This is a genomic window from Rhizobiaceae bacterium (assembly GCA_023953845.1).
Taxonomy (GTDB): domain Bacteria; phylum Pseudomonadota; class Alphaproteobacteria; order Rhizobiales; family Rhizobiaceae; genus Arvimicrobium.
On record JAMLJC010000001.1, the window covers coordinates 3,831,277 to 3,851,208 of the forward strand.

Below are 19,932 nucleotides of genomic sequence, written 5' to 3' on the forward strand. Positions count from 1 at the left end.
CGATTGCGCGGTCCTGCCGGGGTGAAAGCCGGCGCGAGAGGCACTATATGGAGCGCACGCCGCCCCATGGTGCCATAGTTTGAAAACGGCCGGGCCTTGAACCCGGCATGGATGGAGAACGCCGATGCCTGCCGTGCAGGAGACGATCGATCGCGTCAAGAAGATCGACGTCGACCAATACAAATATGGATTCGAGACCGAGATCGAGACGGACAAGGCCCCCAAGGGCCTGAACGAGGACATCATCCGGTTCATCTCCAGCAAGAAGAACGAGCCGGACTGGATGCTCGAATGGCGTCTGGAGGCGTTTCGCCGGTGGCTGACGCTGGAGGAGCCGACTTGGGCGCGCGTCGACTATCCGAAGATCGACTTCCAGGACATCCACTACTACGCAGCGCCGAAGAACCAGACCGGACCGAAGTCGCTGGACGAGGTCGATCCGGAACTGCTCAAGGTCTACGAGAAGCTCGGCATTCCGTTGAAGGAGCAGGAGATTCTGGCGGGTGTGAAGAAGGCGGCGCCTGCCGACGGCGAGAGCGCCGACAACGACAACATCTACAAGACCGGCCGCGTGGCCGTCGACGCGGTGTTCGATAGCGTGTCGGTTGTCACCACCTTCAAGGAGGAACTGGCCAAGGCCGGCGTCATCTTCTGCTCGATCTCGGAAGCCATCCGCGAGCATCCGGAACTGGTGAAAAAATATCTCGGCTCGGTCGTGCCGACCACCGACAATTTCTACGCCACGCTGAATTCGGCGGTCTTCACCGACGGTTCCTTCGTCTTCGTGCCGAAGGGCGTGCGCTGCCCGATGGAACTCTCGACCTATTTCCGTATCAACGAGAAGAACACCGGCCAGTTCGAGCGCACGCTGATCATCGCGGAGGAGGGGGCCTACGTCTCCTATCTCGAAGGCTGCACCGCGCCGCAGCGCGACGAGAACCAGCTTCACGCAGCCGTCGTCGAATTGATCGCGCTGGATGATGCCGAGATCAAATATTCGACCGTCCAGAACTGGTATCCCGGCGACGCGCAAGGCAAGGGCGGCATCTACAACTTTGTCACCAAGCGCGGCGATTGCCGTGGCGACCGCTCCAAGATCTCGTGGACGCAGGTGGAGACCGGTTCGGCCATCACCTGGAAGTACCCGTCCTGTATCCTGCGCGGCGACGATTCACGCGGCGAGTTCTACTCCATCGCCGTCTCGAACGGTTACCAGCAGGTCGACAGCGGCACCAAGATGATCCATCTCGGCAAGAACACGTCGAGCCGCATCATCTCCAAAGGCATTGCGGCGGGCTTCTCGCAGAATACCTATCGCGGACAGGTCTCGGCGCATCGCAAGGCCGCCAATGCGCGCAACTTCACCAATTGCGACTCGCTTCTGATCGGCGACCGGTGCGGAGCGCATACCGTTCCCTATATCGAGGCGAAGAACTCCACGGCGCAATTCGAGCACGAGGCGACCACCTCCAAGATTTCCGAAGACGCCAAGTTTTACGTCATGCAGCGCGGCATCCCTGAGGAAGAGGCGATCGCCCTCATCGTCAACGGCTTCGTGCGCGAGGTCATCCAGGAGTTGCCGATGGAATTCGCCGTCGAGGCGCAGAAGCTGATCAACATCTCGCTTGAGGGGAGCGTGGGATAGTCCGCCGACTGGATCACGTGTGACTTTCGCGAAACGGATTTGAAAGCCAAAGAACAATGCTTGAAATCAGAAACCTTCACGCCAAGATCGCCGATACGGACACGGAGATCATCCGTGGCCTGAACCTGACCGTGAACGCGGGCGAGGTGGCTGCCATCATGGGGCCGAATGGGTCCGGCAAGTCGACGCTCTCCTATATTCTCGCCGGCCGCGATGACTGTGAGGTCACCGAGGGCGACATTCTTTACAATGGCGAGTCTATCCTCGATCTCGATCCGGCCGAGCGCGCCGTCAAGGGCATCTTCCTCGCCTTCCAATATCCGATGGAGATACCGGGCGTGGCGACGATGGAGTTTTTGAAGGTCGCCATGAACGCGCAGCGCAAGGCGCGCGGCGAGGAACCGCTCAAGGTTCCGGATTTCCTCAAGCGCGTGAAGGAAGCGACCGCTTCGCTCGACATGGACATGGCCATGCTCAAGCGGCCGCTGAATGTCGGCTTCTCGGGTGGCGAGAAGAAGCGGGCCGAAATCCTGCAGATGAAGCTCCTGGAGCCGAAGCTCTGCGTTCTCGACGAGACCGATTCCGGCCTTGACATCGACGCGCTCAAGATCGTTGCGGATGGCGTGAATTCGCTGCGCGCGCCGGACCGTGCGGTGATCGTCATCACCCACTACCAGCGTTTGCTGGACTATATCGTGCCGGACACCGTGCACGTCCTCTACAGGGGGCAGGTCATCAAGTCCGGCGACAAGACGCTGGCGCACGATCTCGAGGCCCATGGCTATGCCGGCTTCATCCAGGAGGCGGCGGAGTGAACGTCATGAACATGCACGCAGCACCGCCGCGCACGAAGGCGGAAAGCGCGCTGATCGATGCTTTCGGCGCCCGATTGGCGGATTTGCCGGGCGATGGCGTCGTCATGATCAAGCGCGACAACGCGGTGGAGCAACTGAAGCTCGGCCTGCCGACCAAGCGGATCGAGGCCTGGCACTATACGGATCTGCGCCGGCTGTTGACGACGGTGCCGGAATTCGACGGTACTTTGACCGCGAAGGTGGTGGCGCCGGTCGTTGAAGGTTCGACCGTTCTGCCGCTGCTCAATGGCGTGTCGTCGGCAAAGTTGCCCAAGGTTGAAGGATTGTCGATCGAGCGCGTTGCCGACAAGCTGATCGACGGCTCGCTGGCCGCGGCGCTGGAGCCGCAAGGCTCCGACGATACGATCGGCGCACTGAATGTGGCATTCGCCGCCGACGGTTACTTTGTTGACATCGCGGCCGGTACCGAGATGGACGCGCCGGTCGAGATCCAGAATGTGCAGGCCGGCGGGCAGGTGCATGTGCGCGTGCCAGTGCGCGTCGGCGACGGCGCCAGGGCGGGCATCGTCGAGCACCATACCGGAACCGATGCGGCGCTGGTTTCCTCGGTAGGCAATCTGCTGGTCGGCGACGATGCCGAGGTGCTTTACGTCATCGTGCAGGCGCAGCCCGATGGCGCGACGCATCTTGGCCAGTTCAATGCCTGGATCGGCAAGAACGCGAAGCTGACGCTGTTCGTCATGAATGCCGGCGGCAAGCTGGTGCGTCAGGAGATCCGGGTCACCACGAAGGGCGAGGGATCGGATTTCCAGCTTCGCGGCGTCAACCTTTTGGCCGGCAACACCCACACCGACGTCACCATGGTGCTCGACCATGCCGTGCCGAACACGGGCTCTCGCGAACTGGTCCGCAATGTCGTGACGGGGCGCGCGCAGGGTGTGTTCCAGGGCCGCATCAACGTGCATCAGGTCGCGCAGAAGACCGATGCCAAGATGGCCTGCAACACGCTGCTGCTTTCGGATGACGGCGAGTTTTCGAGCAAGCCCGAGCTGGAAATATTCGCCGACGACGTCGCCTGCGGCCATGGCGCGACCGTCACCGAGATCGATCGCAATCATCTCTTCTACATGATGGCGCGCAGCATCGACGAGAAGACGGCGCGGGGCCTGCTGGTAAAGGCGTTCCTCGCCGAGGTGATCGAGGAACTGGAAAACGAGCCGGTTGTCGAGGCGCTGGAAGCGCGGCTCGAGGACTGGTTCGCAACGCATGGGTGAGCAGGTAGGTTGACCCTTCTCCGCCTCGCTTCGCTCGGTACCTCTCCCCAGAGAGGCAAGGAACTAAAACTGAAAGAGCGCCGGCATCGCGGCAGCGGTTCCTCTCCCCTTTGAGGAGAGGTGGCCCGAAGGGCCGGAGAGGGGTGATTTTGGCACGGGCTTTGAAGATGGACCAGTCATCCGTAGCACTTCCCTACGACGTCGAGGCGATCCGCCGCGACTTCCCGATTCTGTCTCGCGAAGTCTACGGCAAGCCGCTGGTCTATCTGGACAATGGTGCGTCCGCCCAGAAGCCGCAGGCAGTGCTCGATGCCATCCAGAACGCCTACGCCAACGAATATGCCAATGTTCATCGCGGTCTGCATTTCCTGTCGAATGCCGCGACCGACGCCTACGAGAAGGCGAGGGAAACCGTTCGCCGTTTTCTGAACGCTCCTTCGGTCGACCAGATCGTGTTCACATCGAATTCGACCTCGGCCATCAACACGGTCGCTTATGGCTGGGGCATGCCGAATATCGGCGCTGACGACGAGATCGTCCTCTCCATCATGGAGCATCACTCGAACATCGTGCCGTGGCATTTCATCCGCGAGCGGCAAGGCGCGAAGCTCGTCTGGGCGCCAGTGGACGATCAGGGCACCTTCCATATCGAGGATTTCGAGAAGTGCCTGACGGAGCGCACGAAGCTCGTCGCCATCACGCATATGTCGAACGCGCTGGGCACGGTCACGCAGATCAAGGAGATCTGCCGCATCGCTCACGAGCGCGGCATTCCCGTGCTGGTCGACGGCAGCCAGTCGGCCGTCCATATGCCGGTTGACGTGCAGGACCTCGACTGCGACTGGTTCGTCTTCACCGGTCACAAGGTGTATGGCCCGTCCGGCATCGGCGTGCTCTACGGCAAGAAGGAGCGCTTGCAGGCCATGCGCCCCTTCCAGGGTGGCGGCGAGATGATCGTCGAGGTGACGGAAGACGTCGTGACCTATAACGACCCGCCGCATCGTTTCGAGGCTGGCACGCCCCCGATCGTGCAGGCCATCGGGCTGGGAGCGGCGCTCGATTATATGGACTCTGTCGGGCGCGATCGGATCGCGGCGCATGAGGCGGAGCTGAAGCGCTACGCCCACGATCGCTTGCGCGCGATAAACTCGCTGCGCATCTTCGGCGACGCGCCGGACAAAGGGGCAATCATTTCCTTCGAGCTTCAGGGCATCCACGCGCATGACGTCTCGATGGTCATCGACCGAGCCGGCGTCGCGGTGCGGGCAGGCACGCATTGCGCGCAACCGCTGTTGAAACGGTTCGGCGTCACCTCCACATGCAGGGCATCCTTCGGTATGTACAACACGCTGGCCGAGGTTGACGCCTTGGCAGAAGCGCTGGAAAAGGCGCGGAAGTTCTTCGGGTGAGCGATATGGACGACGCATCCGCAAACATCGACCAAGCCACGGCTTCGCAGTCCGGGGCATCGGTTTCGGCTATACCGGCCGACGAGCTGGCGCGTTTGACGGACGATATCGTGGCGGCGCTCAAGACCGTCTACGATCCCGAGATTCCTGCCGATATCTACGAACTCGGACTGGTCTATAAAATCGACATCGAGGACGACCGTTCCGTCAAGATCGATATGACCTTGACGGCCCCCGGATGTCCGGTGGCGGGCGAGATGCCGGGCTGGGTGGAGAATGCCGTCAGCGCCGTCGAAGGCGTTTCCGGCGTGGACGTGAAGATGGTGTTCGATCCGCCATGGACGCCCGACCGCATGTCGGAAGAGGCGCAGGTCGCCGTCGGCTGGTATTGAGGGCGGGCGCAGATCGCCAGCCCTTCGCGTTGTGGCGATTTACTGGTGCGATCACTCGCGCCGCAATACGTCGACGATCCGGCGGGTCCCCGGCTCGACGAGCAGGATGTCGTCGCCTACCGCGACGTATTCGTATTGCATTGTCAGACCCGGCGCTGCCAGCGGCGTCAACGTGATCGTATCGGGCAATTCGGCACCGACGACGATGTCATAGTCGCTCGGCAGTTCCACCACAGCGGGCGGCTGCTTCACGACATATTCGCGGATAATAATCTGATCTTCCGGGCTGACGACGACCGCTTGTGCCCAGGCCGCGCCCGAAAACAGGAGTGCTGCCGCGGTGACAACGGGAATTGCTTTCTTCATGGGTTCATAACTCCGTGGTCCCTCACTTCCAGAAACTGCCGGATCGGACAACGGTTCCTGACGGATGTGATGACGCATAAGCGGCGGACTTGCGGGCGGTAGGAATCTTCACCATCTTCAGCTAGAGTCACGATATTGCGCAGGCCTTGAACCTGCCGCGAGTGGAGTTTTGGAATGGGACGTTTCGCCGTCATCAGCCTGACAGACAGGGCCGCCGAGCGTGTGCGGGAGATTGTCGAAACCCGCGACAGCGCGGTCGGCATCCGTGTGGGCGTTAAAAAAGGCGGCTGCGCCGGCATGGAATACACGATCGACCTTGTGACCGAGCCAAATCCGAAGGACGATCATGTCGAGCGCGACGGCGCGCATGTCTATGTGGCACCCGAGGCCGCGCTGTTCCTGCTCGGCACCGAGATGGATTTCGAGACGACGACGTTGCGGACAGGCTTTACCTTCCGCAATCCGAACCAAAGCTCGGCCTGCGGCTGCGGCGAATCGGTGGAGCTGAAGCCGGCTGACCTCAAGGCGCTTGCGGAGGCGAGGGCGGCAGCCGCCTGAACGCCGACTTTGCCTATGTCACGCATCCTTATTCGGACTTCAGCGTTTCCTGCGCAGTCCGGATGGGAGCGACATCATGATCGAGCACAGCAAGATAAAGGAACACGCCGAGATTATCGGGGCCGATGGCGTGCATGTGGGCACCGTCGATCGCGTCGAAGGCGACCGCATCAAGCTGACGAAGGCCGATAGCGGCATGGGCACGCATAAAGGCCATCATCATTACATCCCCCTTGCCCTCGTCGCCGAAATCGAGGCCGGCAAGGTTCGCCTGTCGGCGAATGGCGACGTAGCCGTGACCTTCGAGGAAGAAGGCGATCACTCCGCCGCTTGATTGCAGGTCGGACAGTCGCCGCTGCACGATCTTTTCATGACACCCACATGCCCGTTCGCCGATGCCAGTCGGCGATGGACTCCTCCGGGTAGAGATCGAAGGAGAGATCGCCTTTGGCGATTGCCGGCTGAACCCAGGAAGCCTTGTATTTCAGCATGAGATGCGTGCGCTGCGGCTGCCTTCGGCAGCTCCGTATCGACGGCGGACGCGAACGGATGCACAAGCTCCGGCCAGGTGGGGTCATAGAGCCACAGCGCCGAACCGCACCGTCGGCAGTAGTTGCGTTCTCCGGTCGAAACCTCGCAAACCGGATGCTCGTCATCCTGAATGGTTGCCCGATAGACACCTATATTCCGCTTGCCCGACACCCTCATGGTTTCGAACGGCGCGCCGAGATTTATGGCGTAGCCCCCGCCGCCCTGCTGCTTGCGGCAAATGGAGCAATAGCAGAGCTGATAGGGCACCGGTGTGTGGCTTCCGGCCTCGAAACGCACGGCGCCGCAGCGGCAGGAACCTTTCAGAAGCATAGGCATGGACGGTTTCCTTCGGTTGCCGGGCCGTGCAAACTGCAGTCCGGCTGTTTGGTTGCGGGAAACGTCTTATGGACAACGAAGCCATAGCGGATCTGTTCTCCGCCTTCGGACCGGTTTCGATCCGCCGCATGTTTGGCGGCAAGGGCATTTACCACAATGGCGTGATCTTCGCGATCGAGATCCGGGGCGAACTGATGCTCAAGGCGGACGCCGAAGCGGCTCCCGATTTCGCGGCGGCAGGCTGCACACAATGGGTCTATACGAACTCGCGGCATGGAAACGCCGTCGCCATGCCGTACTGGACGGTGCCTGACGGAGCGCTCGACGATCCCGACGAGATGCTGCCCTGGGCAAAGAAGGCCTATGAGGCCGGAACAAGAGCGGCAAGATAGCGGCGTCTGCGCCGCCGAAGCGCTGCTAGACCTTCACCGCGATCTTCATGAACGCCGGCATGTCGTCGCCGAAACCGACGACCGTATTGACGTCGTCTTCGTCACGGCCGCGGCGCGGACGATCGTACCGGCCCCCTGGCCGCTGATCGTGGCTGTCCTTGTGCTGGCGGCGTTCGGCATTGTCGGCCCGGATCGCCTCCTTGCGGCTGCGGCGCTCGGCGACGTCCTCGGCGGAAACCAGCGCGGCGGTTTCAACGAATTCGACGGTCTCCGGCTTCTTTTCGCCGCGTGCCTTTGTCCTGTGCTCATCGCGCGGTTTCCGCTCTCCGCGATCCTTCTTGGCGTATCGGTCGCGCCCGCGCCCGCGCTGCGGCCTCTCATCCTCGCCGTCGGGAGAGGCGACGAGCGTCGACAGGTCGCCATCATACCATTCGATCTGCTTGTGGATCAGCTTCTCGATCGCATCGACATACTTCGTGTCGTTGCGCGTCGCGATCGTGAACGCCTTGCCGGACCGTCCGGCGCGGCCGGTGCGGCCGATACGATGGACATAATCCTCCGCATGGATCGGCACGTCGTAATTGAAGACATGGCTGACATCCGGGATGTCGAGGCCCCGGGCCGCAACGTCGGACGCCACCAGAAGCTTCAGCTTGCCGTCGCGGAAGTTGCTGAGCATGGTCATGCGAGCCCGCTGGTCCATGTCGCCATGCAGGGCGCCCGCGTCGAAATCATGCTTCACGAGCGACCGGAAAAGCTCCGAAACCTCGACCTTGCGGTTGCAGAAGATGATCGCGTTCTTGAGATCGGCTTCCTCGGCGCGGATCAGGTCGCGCAGCACCGAGCGCTTATCCCACGGCTTCGAGCCGGATTTCACCAGCCGCTGCGTTACGGTCGTCGCCGTGGAAGAGGCCTTCGCCACCTCGATCCGCACGGGCGAATGCAGGAACTGCTCGGTGAGCTTGGTGATCTCCGGCGGCATGGTGGCCGAGAAGAACAGGGTCTGCCGCGTGAACGGGATCAGCTTGCAGATGCGCTCGATATCCGGAATGAACCCCATGTCGAGCATGCGGTCGGCCTCGTCGATGACGAGGATGTCGACGCCGGTCAGCAGCAATTTGCCGCGCTCGAAATGGTCGAGCAGACGGCCCGGAGTCGCGATCAGCACGTCGGCGCCGCGTTCGAGCTTGCGCTCCTGGTCGTCGAACGACACGCCGCCGATAAGCAAGGCGATGTTGAGCCGGTGGTTCTTGCCGTATTTGACGAAGTTGTCCTCAACCTGCGCGGCGAGTTCGCGCGTCGGCTCGAGGATCAGGGTGCGCGGCATGCGCGCCCGGGCACGTCCCTTTTCCAGCCGGGTGATCATCGGCAGCACAAAAGCGGCCGTTTTGCCGGTTCCCGTCTGGGCTATGCCGAGCACGTCCTTGCCTTCCAGCGCGTGCGGAATGGCGCCGGCCTGGATAGGCGTCGGTACCGTGTAGCCGGCGTCGATGACCGCCGAAAGAACCTTTTCGGAAAGACCGAGGTCTGCGAATGTGATCGCGTCAGGAGCGTTCTGTGTGTCTGATGACAAGTTTTCGCGTCTTTGCGTGTTTGTGCGCGCGGATAAATGGAGCTGCGCCAGGCGCCGCGCGCCCTTGATATTGTGCGCTGCACTAGGGTCAAGATGCCGATTTGTCAACACAATCGGCTGTGAACAGCCACTTTCCAGCATAATTTCCTTAACGGAAGCCGGAATTGGCGGGGTTAATAACGGAATTGCTCCGTGAGAATGCGCTCGTTCCAGGAATGGTCGGGGTCGAAGAGCAATGTGGCAGTAGTGCTCGGGGCCTCGCGGATAGTGACGGAGACCACCGATTTGACCTCCGTGTGATCCGCGACGGCATTTGCCGGCCGCTTTCGCACTTCGAGCAACTCGAATCGCACCTCCGCCTTGTCGGAAAGCAGCGCCCCGCGCCATCGCCGGGGCCGGAAGGGACTGACGGGCGTCAAGGCCAGCAACGGGGCGTCGAGCGGCAGGATCGGACCCTGCGCCGAAAGATTGTAAGCCGTGGAGCCGGCCGGGGTCGCCACCATCAGCCCGTCGCAGATCAGTTCGTTCATCCGCAGTTTCCCGTCCACCCACACGCGGACCTTCACGGCCTGATAGGATTGACGGAAGATAGACACCTCGTTGATGGCGAGGGCGCTGTGCGTCGAACCGTCTTCCGACACCGTATGCATTTCCAACGGCCTGATGGTCTCCGGCTGCGCAGCGGCGATGCGCTCATACAGGCCCTCCTCGCGGAACTCGTTCATAAGGAAGCCGATCGTGCCGCGGTTCATGCCGTAGACGCGGCGGCCGGTGCTCATCGTGTCGCGCAGGGTCTGGAGCAGGAAGCCGTCACCGCCCAATGCCACGACGACATCCGCGTCACGTGGATCGGCCTGACCATAGCGCGCGACGAGGCGTTTGCACGCATCGCGGGCGTCATCGGCGTCGGAAGAAACGAAAGAGAGCTTCAGCTTGGCGGCCATGGAGATCCGGGGGCAGGAAGGGAAGGACGGGTTAGCACGCCGGTACCCGAGCCGAAAGAGCAGCCATCCGCCGAACTTGTCGCGTGCTGCGCGCGGAAGCGGCCTGCCGGGTCGCGTTGACACCGACTTTTATCTTTACTGCGATGTTCAATATGATAATTCCACGCGCGGATCGGCATCCGTATGCGATGCTTTTTGGCCGGTTTAGCTCAGCGGTAGAGCAGCGGTTTTGTAAACCGAAGGTCGGGGGTTCAATCCCCTCAACCGGCACCACCCTTGATATGACCTGCTATCGCTGACTGGACGGATCGCCAGGCCCGTATCAAACTCGCATTTTCCGGAGACGGCCTGACGAGGCGGGCATGGATGAGGAAGCGCGCGCTTTCCACGAGAACTGGCGCAGCTTGGCCAGTAGCCTCGGCCTCGGCGAGGAAACGTCTACCAGCGTCGGAACGTATCTGCTCCGGCAATATTCCGGTCCGGGGCGCCACTATCACGATCTGCGTCACGTCAACTCCATGCTGCGCGGCGCCGACCGGCTTGAGGCGGCATTTCGCGATGCGGATACGGCGCGTCTGGCGATCTTTTTCCACGACGCGATCTACGACCCCGCCCGCCGGGACAATGAGGAGCGTAGCGCCGAGGCAATGCGGGAGATGCTTGCGGGCAGGGTCGACGCCACGGTGCTGGACCGCGCTGCCGCAATGGTGGAGGCGACAAAGACACATCAGGTCGGGCCGGACAGCGATACCGATCTCGTACTTGATCTCGACATGGCCATTCTCGGCCAGCCATGGGAAACTTATCGAATCTACGCCCGCGACGTGATGCGTGAGTATGTGTCCGTCTACGGCGAGGCCGCGTATCGGAAGGGGCGAGTCGCCGCCTTTCTGGAGCCGATGATCGCGCGGGGTTCGGTTTTCCTTACGCCCGAATTTCGCTCCCTCGATGCGCAGGCGCTTCTCAACATGCGCAAGGAAAGGGATATTCTGAACGACGGGAGCGATATGCCCGCATAGCTCCTCGCGATCGGCCTGTCGTCAGGCGGAGGCGACGACAACGCTGCGCCGCCGGAGATTGATCAGATTGCCGACGAGGATCAGCGCCGCGCCGGCGATTGAGATCGAATCGAAGCCTTCATTGTAGAGAACCCATCCGATCAGCGCGGCCAGCGGCAGGCGAAGAAAATCCATCGGCGAGACCACCGTGACTTCCGCATAAGACAAGGCCCTCGTCAGGCAGAAATGCGAAAAGGTGCCGGTGAAAGCGACGACGAGAAGGGCCGGCCAGAGATCGGCAGGCGGCGTCTGCCAGACCCGTACGGCCGGAACGAGGCCGATGATGGACTGGATGATCAGCATCCAGAACAGGATCTGCACGACGCCGTCCTTCATGGTGAGCGAGCGGGTCAGCGCCATCGATATGCCGAAGCACAAAGTGGCCGCGATCATGACGAGATGACCGAACTCTATCTGCGTTGCTCCGGGCCGCACGATGATCAGGACGCCGGCCAGCCCGAGCGCGATGGCGGTTATCTTCCGCCGATTCAGCCGCTCTCCCAGGAACACGGCCGCCAGCACGCCGCTCCAGATAGGCGTAGTGAACTCGATGGAGACAAGTTCGGCCAACGGTATGAGGGTCAGGGCGTATAGCCAGCCGTACTGACCGGAATAGTGGGCGATATTGCGCGCCAGGTGTTTTAGGGGCTGTGCGGTCCGCATGGCGCGAAAGCCGCCGGCATGCATGACGAGCGGCAAAAGCATGATCCAGCCGATAACCGAGCGCAGTTCCATGACCTGAAAGACGTCGAGCCTTTCGGTCACGATCCTTCCGGCAACCGACATGGTGAGGAAACAGGCGATGGAGCCTGCCATCCACATCGCGGCCCGGGGAATCGACTGTTCTGTCATGAGGGGGTTGATGACAAGATGTGCCTTGCGCGGCAATGCCCGCTTCGGACAAAGGGCTGTGCCAAGGCTTCATCGGATGAATTGGCGGCCCTGACCTGTAGAGCGTGACAGGGCAATAAGGTGCCGAGCCGCCAGCGGTATCTTTCACTCCTCCAGCGGCTGCGGCGGGTGGGCGTTGCGGCCCTTGCCGAACGTGTAACCCGTCTCCACCGCACCGCGCCCGAATTTCTCCCGCAATGCGTCCATCGCGCCTTCGGCAAGAGCGCGCTTCTGCGCCTGGTGATCGACGAGGTCCGGCGGATCGGCGCGGTCGGAGCCGGACAGGTCGCTGACGCCGATACCGAGCAGGCGGTATTTCGTGCCGTCCGTCTCCTTGTCCAGCAATTGCAGGCCTGTCTGGAAAATGCGGTCGGCGAGCTGCGTCGGATCGGCAAGCTGGCGATTGCGTGTGCGGATCTTGAAGTCGTGCGTCTTGAGTTTCAGGACGATAGTGCGGCCGGCGAGACCCGACCGTTTGAGGCGCGAGGATACCTTCTCGGCAAGCGCTCTGAGCACGGGCACCAGGTCGGCCGCCGAAGCCAGATCGGTATCGAAGGTCGTTTCCGCCGAGACGCTCTTGGCGTCATGATCGGCGTGGACGCGCCGGTCGTCCTCGCCGCGCGAAAGACGGTAGAGGCGATCGCCCATCGTGCCGTATCGGCGCATCAGTTCGGCCCGCTCCAGCTTCTGGATCTGGCCTATCGTCCGGATTCCATCATGCTCGAGCACGGCGGCGAATGCCTTGCCGACGCCCCAGATGAGCGTCACGGGCTGCTGTGCGAGGAAATCCATCGCCTCCATGCGGCCGATGACGGAGAAACCGCGCGGCTTGCGGAAATCCGACGCGACCTTGGCGAGGAACTTGCAGTAGGAGAGGCCGGCAGAAACACTGATGCCGATCTCCTTTTCCACGTCGCGGGCGAAGCGCGCCAGGACGATCGCCGGCGGCAGACCATGCAGCCGTTCGGTACCGGCAAGGTCGAGGAATGCCTCGTCGATGGAGATCGGCTCGACCAATGGCGTCAGCGACTGCATCATCGCCCGGACCTCGCGCCCGACGCGTACGTATTTCTCCATGTCCGGCTTGATCACCACCGCTTCGGGGCAGGCTTCCAGCGCCTTGAACATCGGCATCGCGGAACGGACGCCGTTGATGCGGGCAATATAGCAGGCGGTGGAAACGACGCCACGCTTGCCGCCGCCGACGATCACCGGGCGGTCGCGAAGCTCCGGCCGATCGCGTTTCTCGATCGACGCATAGAAGGCGTCGCAGTCGATATGTGCGACATGCAGATCGTAAAGCTCGTCGTGACGTATGATGCGGGGGCTCCCGCACGCCGCGCAACGGGCCACGGTCGAGGCCTGCCGGCCGAGGCAGTCGCGGCAGAAACCATGCTTCGGATCGTTGACAGCGTCGCCCATCTTTGCGAACATAAAGAGAACAAGCGGAATGCTACGTCACTCGACGTGCCCCGGCAAGGCTGGGCGCGGAGGATACTGCCATGGCTGTCACCATATTGCCGCTGACTCCCGATCTGTGGCCGTCTTTCGGGGATCTCTTCGGCAAGCAGGGCGCCTGCTACGGCTGCTGGTGCACATATTTCCGCATGCCGCCGAAGATGCGACAGAATCATACGGGCGAAGAGAAGAAGCAGTTCATCAGGGCCCGGATCGAGGAAGGACCGCCGCCGGGATTGCTTGCCTTCGATCAGGATCGTGCCGTCGGCTGGATGCAGATCGGCCCACGCGGCGACGTCCCGCAATGGAACAACGTCGCCAGAAGCTCGGCGCCGCTCGACCGGGCCGACGCCACGGACCCGGCAGTCTGGGCGATCTCCTGCTTCTTTCTCAGGCGCAATGCGCGGGGCAGGGGCCTGACACATGCGCTGGTCAACGCCGGCGTCGGCTTCGCGCGCGACAACGGCGCTCGCAGGCTGGAGGCGTGCCCGATGGTTCTGTCGAAGGATGCCAGTTCGCTCGGTCTGTTCGTCGGCTCGAAACGCGTCTTCGACAGGGCGGGATTCGCTGTGGTGGCGCAGAAGACAGCGAATCGACCGCTCATGCGTCTCGAATTGTGAGATTGCGCCAGCAGGTCACGCCGGCTTGGCGAGGTCGAGCTCGACGGCTACCGGCACATGGTCGGACGGCTTTTCCCAGGCCCGGACGTGCTTTTCTATGGAGGTCGACACGAGACGGTCAGCAGCTTCCGGCGACAGCATCAGATGGTCAATGCGGATTCCGTTGTTCTTTTGCCATGCGCCGGCCTGATAGTCCCAGAAGGTGAACGTGTCGCCGCCATCGGTCGCGCTGCGCACCGCATCGAGGAAGCCGAGACCGGCCAGCCTGCGAAACGCCTGCCGCGTCTCGGGCTGGAAAAGAGCGTCATTGACCCATTGCTCCGGGTGTTTCGCGTCGATCGGTTCGGGGATTACGTTGTAGTCGCCGGCCAGAACCAGCGGCTCTTCCAGAGCAAGGCGCCTCGCTGCCCAAAGCTCCAGCCGCTCCATCCAGCGGAGTTTGTAGCCGAACTTGCGCTCCTCGTTGATCGGATTGCCGTTGGGAAGATAGAGCGAGACGACGCGCAACGCGCCGCGATCGGTCGAGAACACGCCTTCGATGAAGCGCGCCTGCTCGTCCTCATCGTCGCCTGCAAGGCGCCGGTTCACCTCGTCGAACTTCAGCTTCGACAGGATGGCGACGCCGTTGAAACCCTTCTGGCCATGGGTTTCGACGTGATAGCCGAGGGACTCCACCTCGGCGCGCGGAAACTGCTCGTCGACCGTCTTGATCTCCTGGAGGCAGGCGATGTCGGGCGCGCTTTCCCTGAGCCAATGCAGCAGATTGTCGAGGCGCGCGCGCACGCCGTTGATGTTCCAGGTCGCGATCTTCATGACGGCTGCGTAGCATGGCAAGCGCGATGCGGGCAGGGGAAAAAGCCGCCGTCGCCGCGGTCGCGTGCGGGCAGCCGCCAGAAGCTGTCAGGAGTCGCCGCGTGATTTTCAAGCCCGCGACGGGGGCGGAGGCATCCGAGGCGGCAACGCCGCGGAAACGAAAACGGTGCTTGAATCCCGCCTGCGTCTATGAAATAGCAGTGCCGCCTGTAGGGGTATAGCTCAGTTGGTAGAGCGGCGGTCTCCAAAACCGCAGGTCGCGGGTTCGAGCCCTGCTGCCCCTGCCAGGAATTTTCAGGACCATAAGACAGACAAGCTTTCCGGACGGTTCCTGCTTCAACTCGAACCGTCGCCGACGGAACAGGAATCCGCGCTCATAAGGGCGTTGGCGCGCACAGCCTTGTCCATGGTCGCCAGCTTCTCCACCGCCGCGTAAAAGCGTCTATGGTTTCCGGAACAGAGGTCCAGAAGGCGCAGAAATGCCCCGGCCTGATCGCTGTAAACGGAAACCGCTGCTAGTCGTGCATTGTTTATCGGCGCATCGAACCATGCATCATAACCTCCGTATCCATGCCAGCGGTTATCGCGAAGCGCCCTGTAGCGTGCGCGCAGCCGTTCGATCGTCGCAGCCTTTGCTGCCCGCTTCTGCTTTACCGTGCCGGAGCTGGCGTAGACCTGCATCAGCTCACCGCGCGCCCGCGACACCAGAGCGAGGAATTCGATGCGGCGTAGCCTTTCCGCTTCGTAGCGGCGCAGTCTGGCAAAATCTCCGGTCGACCTCAGCCATTTTCTGACGCCGCTCGTTTCCACCGCGACGGCAAACGCCTCGTTGAACGCGGAATCATCCCGGACGTAGACGCGCTGGTGGGCGAGTTCGTGAAAGACAAGCCCTGCCAGGTAGGTTTGGTTCTGGGTGAACATGGTGCTGACGAGCGGATCGCTCGACCAGCCGAGCGTCGAATAGGCCGTCACGCCCGTCACATAGACCTCAAAACCCTGCTTTTGCAGGTCAGCGGCCGTTTCAATCGCGGATGTCTTGGAAAAATACCCGCGATAGGGAACGCAGCCGAACACCGGGAAACACCATGTGTGCGGCGTAAGCGAAAACTCCGGCGCCGCGAAGACCGCCCACGTCACTGCCTCCTGACCGACATCGGCATAACTGCGATAGCTGGTATTGTCGGGCAATCCCAGTTCGTCGCTCGCGAACTGCCGGATGAGGCGGGCGGACACCATCTGGGTGCGGAGCTTTTCAGGCGTTGACGGATCGTCGATCAGCCTTTCGACGTTCCGGCGCGAGGCCATGACATTCAGGTGGCCATTGAGGGAATATGCGTAATAGGAGAGGCTGGTGCAGCCCGAAGCGCCGATAAGCGTCACCGCCGCTGCGATCAAACGCGACAACGAGCGTAAGATCGCGCGCCCACTGTACGGGGCGTGCGCGTGGCGAACGCTGCCATTTTCCCTTGTCTTCAAGAGCGGCGCCAATTCCTTCACGAGACCGTGGGAGGTGTAGGATATGCGCTCGCCATCGGCAAGATTGCGCGCGAAGGGGCGACCATCGGCTATGTGCTTGCCAAAAACGGCGCGTTGAGGCATAGGTACCGCCGCACTCTGTCGGGACGAATGGATGGTTCCGCAACCGGTGCGCATGCGTAAACGGATCGCGACCCCTTGCATGTGTCGGGAATCGGTTTTATGTAGGCGGCACGGAACGCGTGGCGCGTGGAGCTGAGGGATCGGCTTGACGCGCCTTGCTGGCATGGCGAAAAGTAAGCGATGATTCGCTGGCCTTCGTCGCAGCATCCGGGGTGATAACCCCTTGATCGGAAAATAGAAGATCCGGATTTACGGGTCCTCGCGAGACAGAGCGGCAGATGGCATCGAAGACCACGAATCCTTTTACCTTTCTGCAGCAGGTGCGGCAGGAAACCGCCAAGGTGACCTGGCCGTCCCGTCGCGAGACGCTGATCTCCACGGCGATGGTCTTCGGTTTTGCCGCGCTCGCCATGATCTTCTTTTTTGCAGCCGACCAGCTCATGGCGTTTGGCGTCGAGCTGATTCTCGGCCTCGGGCGTTAGTACCGGCCTCACGGAGACATTATCGAGATGACTGCCCGGTGGTATATCGTCCACGCCTACTCGAATTTCGAGAAGAAGGTCGCCGAGGAAATCCAGAAGAAGGCCGAGCAGAAGGGCCTGAGCCAGCATATCGAGCAGATCGTCGTCCCGACTGAAAAGGTCGTCGAGATCCGTCGTGGCAAGAAGGTCGACGCGGAGCGGAAGTTCTTTCCGGGCTATGTGCTGATGAAGGCCGATCTGAACGATCGGGTCATCAGCCTTGTCAAGAACACGCAGCGCGTCACCGGCTTTCTGGGCGAGGACAAGCACACCGCCAAGCCGATGCATATCAGCGAGGCGGAGGCGCAGCGCATCCTGAACCAGGTGCAGGAGGGTGTGGAACGGCCGAAGCCGTCCATCACCTTCGAGATCGGCGAGCAGGTGCGCGTCTCGGACGGTCCGTTCGCGTCGTTCAACGGCTTCGTTCAGGAAGTCGACGAGGAGCGGGCGCGGCTCAAGGTCGAGGTGTCGATCTTCGGGCGTGCGGTGCCGGTCGATCTGGAATTCGGTCAGGTCGAAAAGAGCTGATCGCGAAAACTCGCGGCCGGTTCGCCGGCCGGGAGAGGGCAAGGCGCTGATGCGCTGCGCCGAACGGGTGGGAGGCGAGGCGGCTTAGCCGGCCGCGCGAGCCGAACCACCGGACTGCAACCGCCGGCATCTTGCCGGCACGAGAAGAAGGCAGAGAGATATGGCTAAGAAAATTGCAGGCCAGCTCAAGCTTCAGGTCTCCGCGGGCTCCGCGACTCCGTCGCCCCCGATCGGTCCGGCGCTTGGTCAGCGTGGCATCAACATCATGGAATTCTGCAAGGCGTTCAACGCGCAGACGCAGGAGATGGAAAAGGGATCGCCGGTTCCGGTCGTGATCACCTACTATCAGGACAAGTCGTTCACCTTCGTCATGAAGACGCCGCCGGTGAGCTATTTCCTGAAGAAGGCCGCCAACCTCAAGTCGGGCTCCAAGGAGCCGGGTAAGGTGAAGGCCGGTTCGGTGACGAAGGCGCAGGTGCGCGAGATCGCCGAGAAGAAGCTGAAGGATCTGAACGCCAACGACGTCGAGGCAGCGATGCTGATGGTCGAAGGCTCCGCCCGTTCGATGGGCCTGGAAGTGGTGGGCTGAGATCATGGCGAAGATTGCAAAGCGCGTAGCCAAGTCCCGCGAGGGCATCGACCGCAACAAGGCCTATTCGCTCGACGAGGCCGTGAAGATCCTCAAGGAGCGTGCGACGGCCAAGTTCGATGAGACCTTCGAGGTCGCCATGAACCTCGGCGTCGATCCGCGTCACGCCGACCAGATGGTCCGCGGCGTCGTGAACCTGCCGAACGGCACGGGCCGTACCGTCCGTGTCGCCGTGTTCGCCAAGGGTCCGAAGGCCGACGAGGCCAAGGCTGCCGGCGCCGACATCGTCGGCGCGGAAGACCTGGTCGCCACGGTTCAGGGCGGCACGATCGATTTCGATCGCTGCATCGCCACGCCGGACATGATGGGCTTGGTCGGCCGTCTCGGCAAGGTGCTTGGCCCGCGCGGCATGATGCCGAACCCGAAGGTCGGCACCGTGACCATGGATGTCGCCGCCGCCGTCAAGGCGTCGAAGGGCGGCGCGGTGGAGTTCCGCGTCGAGAAGGCGGGCATCGTGCATGCCGGCGTCGGCAAGGTGTCGTTCGACGCCGCCGCCATCGCCGAGAACATCCGCGCCTTCACCGATGCGGTGACGAAGGCCAAGCCGTCCGGCGCCAAGGGCAACTACGTCAAGAAGGTCTCGCTGACCACGACGATGGGCCCGGGCCTGAAGCTCGACCCGGCCTCGCTGACGGCCGTGTCGTAATTCGTATTCTGGCGCCGGCCGTGGCTGGCGCCATTGAAATTCCGGCTCCCGAGCGATCGGGCGCCGGTTTCCGGGGAAGGAAACGACCCCGGATATCCTGTCCGAGATTGCAGGCGGCCGGGCCTCGCCCGTCCTTAATTCAGATGAGCCTGCATGAGACGGGTGAAGACCCGACAAAGAAGCGTGACGCTTCGATGAAAGGTTCGAACCGTGTGTGCCTTTTGTCAGCGCGCCGCCGGAAACGGCGGAGCGGCGAAAAGGGGACAGGATCCTCGAGCGTCGTTCGGACGATCCTTTTTTGGATGATCCGGTCGGCAAAAGGCAACCCGATCTCCGTTCCCGAACAGTCCGGGCGGAGGTCAACTGGAGATAGGCAGTGGATAGAGCGGAAAAACGCGAGCTCGTCACGAACCTGAACGACGCCTTCAAGGGCGCCGGCTCGGTCGTCGTGGCCCACTATGCCGGTATCACCGTCGCACAAATGAACGATCTTCGTACGAAGATGCGTGCAGCCGGCGGTACCGTCAAAGTCGCGAAGAACCGTCTCGCCAAAATCGCTCTTCAGGGCACGGAATCCGAGAAGATCATCGACCTGTTCACCGGACAGACGCTGATCGCCTACTCGGCGGATCCGATTGCGGCGCCGAAGGTGGCGTCCGATTTCGCCAAGGGCAATGACAAGCTTGTCATTCTCGGCGGCGCGATGGGCGCGACCACACTCAACCCCGATGCGGTGAAGGCTCTCGCCTCGCTGCCGTCGCTGGACGAGCTGCGCGCCCGCCTGGTTGGCATGATCGCCACCCCGGCTACCCGGATCGCCCAGGTCGTCAATGCGCCCGCGGCATCCGTCGCGCGCGTCATCGGCGCCTATGCCCGGAAGGACGAGGCGGCATGAGGCCGTTCCTCGCTGTCGA

The 19,932-nt window shown here is 62.2% G+C and carries 22 protein-coding genes, 2 tRNA genes and 1 pseudogene; 17 read left to right on the forward strand and 8 right to left on the reverse strand.

Annotated features, from left to right (window positions below; all coding sequences use genetic code 11):
• Nucleotides 1-124: 124 nt before the first annotated feature.
• The 5 genes from sufB to M9955_18865 all read left to right on the forward strand — a co-directional run bounded on the left by sufB (nucleotide 125) and on the right by M9955_18865 (nucleotide 5,535).
• Entirely contained in the window at nucleotides 125-1,645 is a 1,521-nt protein-coding gene (gene sufB, locus M9955_18845; GenBank protein ID MCO5083702.1) for a Fe-S cluster assembly protein SufB, read from the forward strand.
• A 56-nt stretch (nucleotides 1,646-1,701) separates the two neighbouring features.
• Nucleotides 1,702-2,460, forward strand: a complete 759-nt coding sequence (gene sufC / locus M9955_18850) for a Fe-S cluster assembly ATPase SufC (GenBank protein ID MCO5083703.1) — start codon at nucleotides 1,702-1,704, stop codon at nucleotides 2,458-2,460.
• Nucleotides 2,461-2,465: 5 nt separating this feature from the next.
• Nucleotides 2,466-3,734 (forward strand): Fe-S cluster assembly protein SufD, encoded by a 1,269-nt coding sequence (gene sufD / locus M9955_18855; GenBank protein MCO5083704.1) that lies wholly within the window; start codon nucleotides 2,466-2,468, stop codon nucleotides 3,732-3,734.
• Nucleotides 3,735-3,901: 167 nt separating this feature from the next.
• The gene (locus tag M9955_18860) at nucleotides 3,902-5,143 is read left to right on the forward strand and encodes a cysteine desulfurase (protein MCO5083705.1); all 1,242 of its coding nucleotides are present in this window, start codon (nucleotides 3,902-3,904) and stop codon (nucleotides 5,141-5,143) included.
• A gap of 5 nt (nucleotides 5,144-5,148) precedes the next feature.
• On the forward strand, nucleotides 5,149-5,535 hold the full coding sequence (locus M9955_18865; GenBank protein MCO5083706.1) for an SUF system Fe-S cluster assembly protein: 387 nt from the start codon (nucleotides 5,149-5,151) through the stop codon (nucleotides 5,533-5,535).
• A 51-nt stretch (nucleotides 5,536-5,586) separates the two neighbouring features.
• Here M9955_18865 and M9955_18870 read toward each other — a convergent pair whose 3' ends face one another.
• On the reverse strand, nucleotides 5,587-5,901 hold the full coding sequence (locus M9955_18870) for a DUF1236 domain-containing protein (protein MCO5083707.1): 315 nt from the start codon (nucleotides 5,899-5,901) through the stop codon (nucleotides 5,587-5,589).
• A gap of 174 nt (nucleotides 5,902-6,075) precedes the next feature.
• Here M9955_18870 and sufA point away from each other — a divergent pair, with 174 nt between their 5' ends.
• Nucleotides 6,076-6,459, forward strand: a complete 384-nt coding sequence (sufA, locus tag M9955_18875; protein ID MCO5083708.1) for a Fe-S cluster assembly scaffold SufA — start codon at nucleotides 6,076-6,078, stop codon at nucleotides 6,457-6,459.
• Nucleotides 6,460-6,535: 76 nt separating this feature from the next.
• Nucleotides 6,536-6,793: a DUF2171 domain-containing protein gene (locus M9955_18880; GenBank protein MCO5083709.1), complete on the forward strand. Its 258-nt coding sequence runs from the start codon at nucleotides 6,536-6,538 to the stop codon at nucleotides 6,791-6,793.
• A gap of 34 nt (nucleotides 6,794-6,827) precedes the next feature.
• Here M9955_18880 and M9955_18885 read toward each other — a convergent pair.
• Nucleotides 6,828-7,326 (reverse strand): annotated as a pseudogene (locus M9955_18885) (GFA family protein).
• A 68-nt stretch (nucleotides 7,327-7,394) separates the two neighbouring features.
• On the opposite strand from M9955_18885, the gene M9955_18890 reads away from it, so the two are divergent.
• Nucleotides 7,395-7,718 carry a TfoX/Sxy family protein gene (locus tag M9955_18890; protein MCO5083710.1) on the forward strand — a complete coding sequence of 108 codons (324 nt, stop codon included), beginning with the start codon at nucleotides 7,395-7,397 and terminating at the stop codon, nucleotides 7,716-7,718.
• A 25-nt stretch (nucleotides 7,719-7,743) separates the two neighbouring features.
• Here M9955_18890 and M9955_18895 read toward each other — a convergent pair whose 3' ends face one another.
• Nucleotides 7,744-9,291, reverse strand: coding sequence for a DEAD/DEAH box helicase (locus M9955_18895; protein ID MCO5083711.1), 1,548 nt, complete (start codon nucleotides 9,289-9,291; stop codon nucleotides 7,744-7,746).
• 173 nt (nucleotides 9,292-9,464) lie between these two features.
• Nucleotides 9,465-10,235: an NAD kinase gene (locus M9955_18900; GenBank protein ID MCO5083712.1), complete on the reverse strand. Its 771-nt coding sequence runs from the start codon at nucleotides 10,233-10,235 to the stop codon at nucleotides 9,465-9,467.
• A gap of 198 nt (nucleotides 10,236-10,433) precedes the next feature.
• On the opposite strand from M9955_18900, the gene M9955_18905 reads away from it, so the two are divergent.
• Both M9955_18905 and M9955_18910 read left to right on the forward strand, forming a co-directional pair.
• Nucleotides 10,434-10,508: transfer RNA gene (locus M9955_18905), tRNA-Thr, on the forward strand.
• Nucleotides 10,509-10,597: 89 nt separating this feature from the next.
• Complete coding sequence (locus M9955_18910) at nucleotides 10,598-11,254, forward strand: hypothetical protein (GenBank protein ID MCO5083713.1); 657 nt, start codon at nucleotides 10,598-10,600, stop codon at nucleotides 11,252-11,254.
• Nucleotides 11,255-11,275: 21 nt separating this feature from the next.
• Here M9955_18910 and M9955_18915 read toward each other — a convergent pair whose 3' ends face one another.
• Together M9955_18915 and M9955_18920 are read right to left on the reverse strand one after the other, a co-directional pair.
• Nucleotides 11,276-12,145: a DMT family transporter gene (locus M9955_18915; GenBank protein MCO5083714.1), complete on the reverse strand. Its 870-nt coding sequence runs from the start codon at nucleotides 12,143-12,145 to the stop codon at nucleotides 11,276-11,278.
• A 144-nt stretch (nucleotides 12,146-12,289) separates the two neighbouring features.
• Nucleotides 12,290-13,618, reverse strand: a complete 1,329-nt coding sequence (locus M9955_18920; GenBank protein ID MCO5083715.1) for a DNA polymerase IV — start codon at nucleotides 13,616-13,618, stop codon at nucleotides 12,290-12,292.
• Between the two features lie 68 nt (nucleotides 13,619-13,686).
• Between M9955_18920 and M9955_18925 the strand changes: the two genes are divergently transcribed.
• Nucleotides 13,687-14,262 carry a GNAT family N-acetyltransferase gene (locus tag M9955_18925; GenBank protein ID MCO5083716.1) on the forward strand — a complete coding sequence of 192 codons (576 nt, stop codon included), beginning with the start codon at nucleotides 13,687-13,689 and terminating at the stop codon, nucleotides 14,260-14,262.
• A gap of 15 nt (nucleotides 14,263-14,277) precedes the next feature.
• On the opposite strand, the gene xth is transcribed toward M9955_18925, so the two are convergent.
• Entirely contained in the window at nucleotides 14,278-15,075 is a 798-nt protein-coding gene (xth, locus tag M9955_18930; protein ID MCO5083717.1) for an exodeoxyribonuclease III, read from the reverse strand.
• 211 nt (nucleotides 15,076-15,286) lie between these two features.
• Between xth and M9955_18935 the strand changes: the two genes are divergently transcribed.
• A tRNA-Trp gene (locus M9955_18935) sits at nucleotides 15,287-15,362 on the forward strand.
• Nucleotides 15,363-15,411: 49 nt separating this feature from the next.
• Here M9955_18935 and M9955_18940 read toward each other — a convergent pair.
• A complete protein-coding gene (locus M9955_18940) occupies nucleotides 15,412-16,755 on the reverse strand; it encodes an aminopeptidase (protein MCO5083718.1) in 1,344 nt (447 codons plus the stop codon).
• Between the two features lie 197 nt (nucleotides 16,756-16,952).
• Between M9955_18940 and secE the strand changes: the two genes are divergently transcribed.
• The 5 genes from secE to rplJ all read left to right on the forward strand — a co-directional run bounded on the left by secE (nucleotide 16,953) and on the right by rplJ (nucleotide 19,913).
• Nucleotides 16,953-17,156: a preprotein translocase subunit SecE gene (gene secE / locus M9955_18945; protein ID MCO5083719.1), complete on the forward strand. Its 204-nt coding sequence runs from the start codon at nucleotides 16,953-16,955 to the stop codon at nucleotides 17,154-17,156.
• Between the two features lie 27 nt (nucleotides 17,157-17,183).
• Nucleotides 17,184-17,723, forward strand: coding sequence for a transcription termination/antitermination protein NusG (gene nusG, locus M9955_18950; protein ID MCO5083720.1), 540 nt, complete (start codon nucleotides 17,184-17,186; stop codon nucleotides 17,721-17,723).
• Nucleotides 17,724-17,883: 160 nt separating this feature from the next.
• Nucleotides 17,884-18,312: a 50S ribosomal protein L11 gene (gene rplK, locus M9955_18955; protein MCO5083721.1), complete on the forward strand. Its 429-nt coding sequence runs from the start codon at nucleotides 17,884-17,886 to the stop codon at nucleotides 18,310-18,312.
• A gap of 4 nt (nucleotides 18,313-18,316) precedes the next feature.
• Nucleotides 18,317-19,018 (forward strand): 50S ribosomal protein L1, encoded by a 702-nt coding sequence (gene rplA / locus M9955_18960; GenBank protein MCO5083722.1) that lies wholly within the window; start codon nucleotides 18,317-18,319, stop codon nucleotides 19,016-19,018.
• A 376-nt stretch (nucleotides 19,019-19,394) separates the two neighbouring features.
• Nucleotides 19,395-19,913 carry a 50S ribosomal protein L10 gene (gene rplJ / locus M9955_18965; GenBank protein MCO5083723.1) on the forward strand — a complete coding sequence of 173 codons (519 nt, stop codon included), beginning with the start codon at nucleotides 19,395-19,397 and terminating at the stop codon, nucleotides 19,911-19,913.
• The last annotated feature ends 19 nt before the right edge of the window (nucleotides 19,914-19,932 follow it).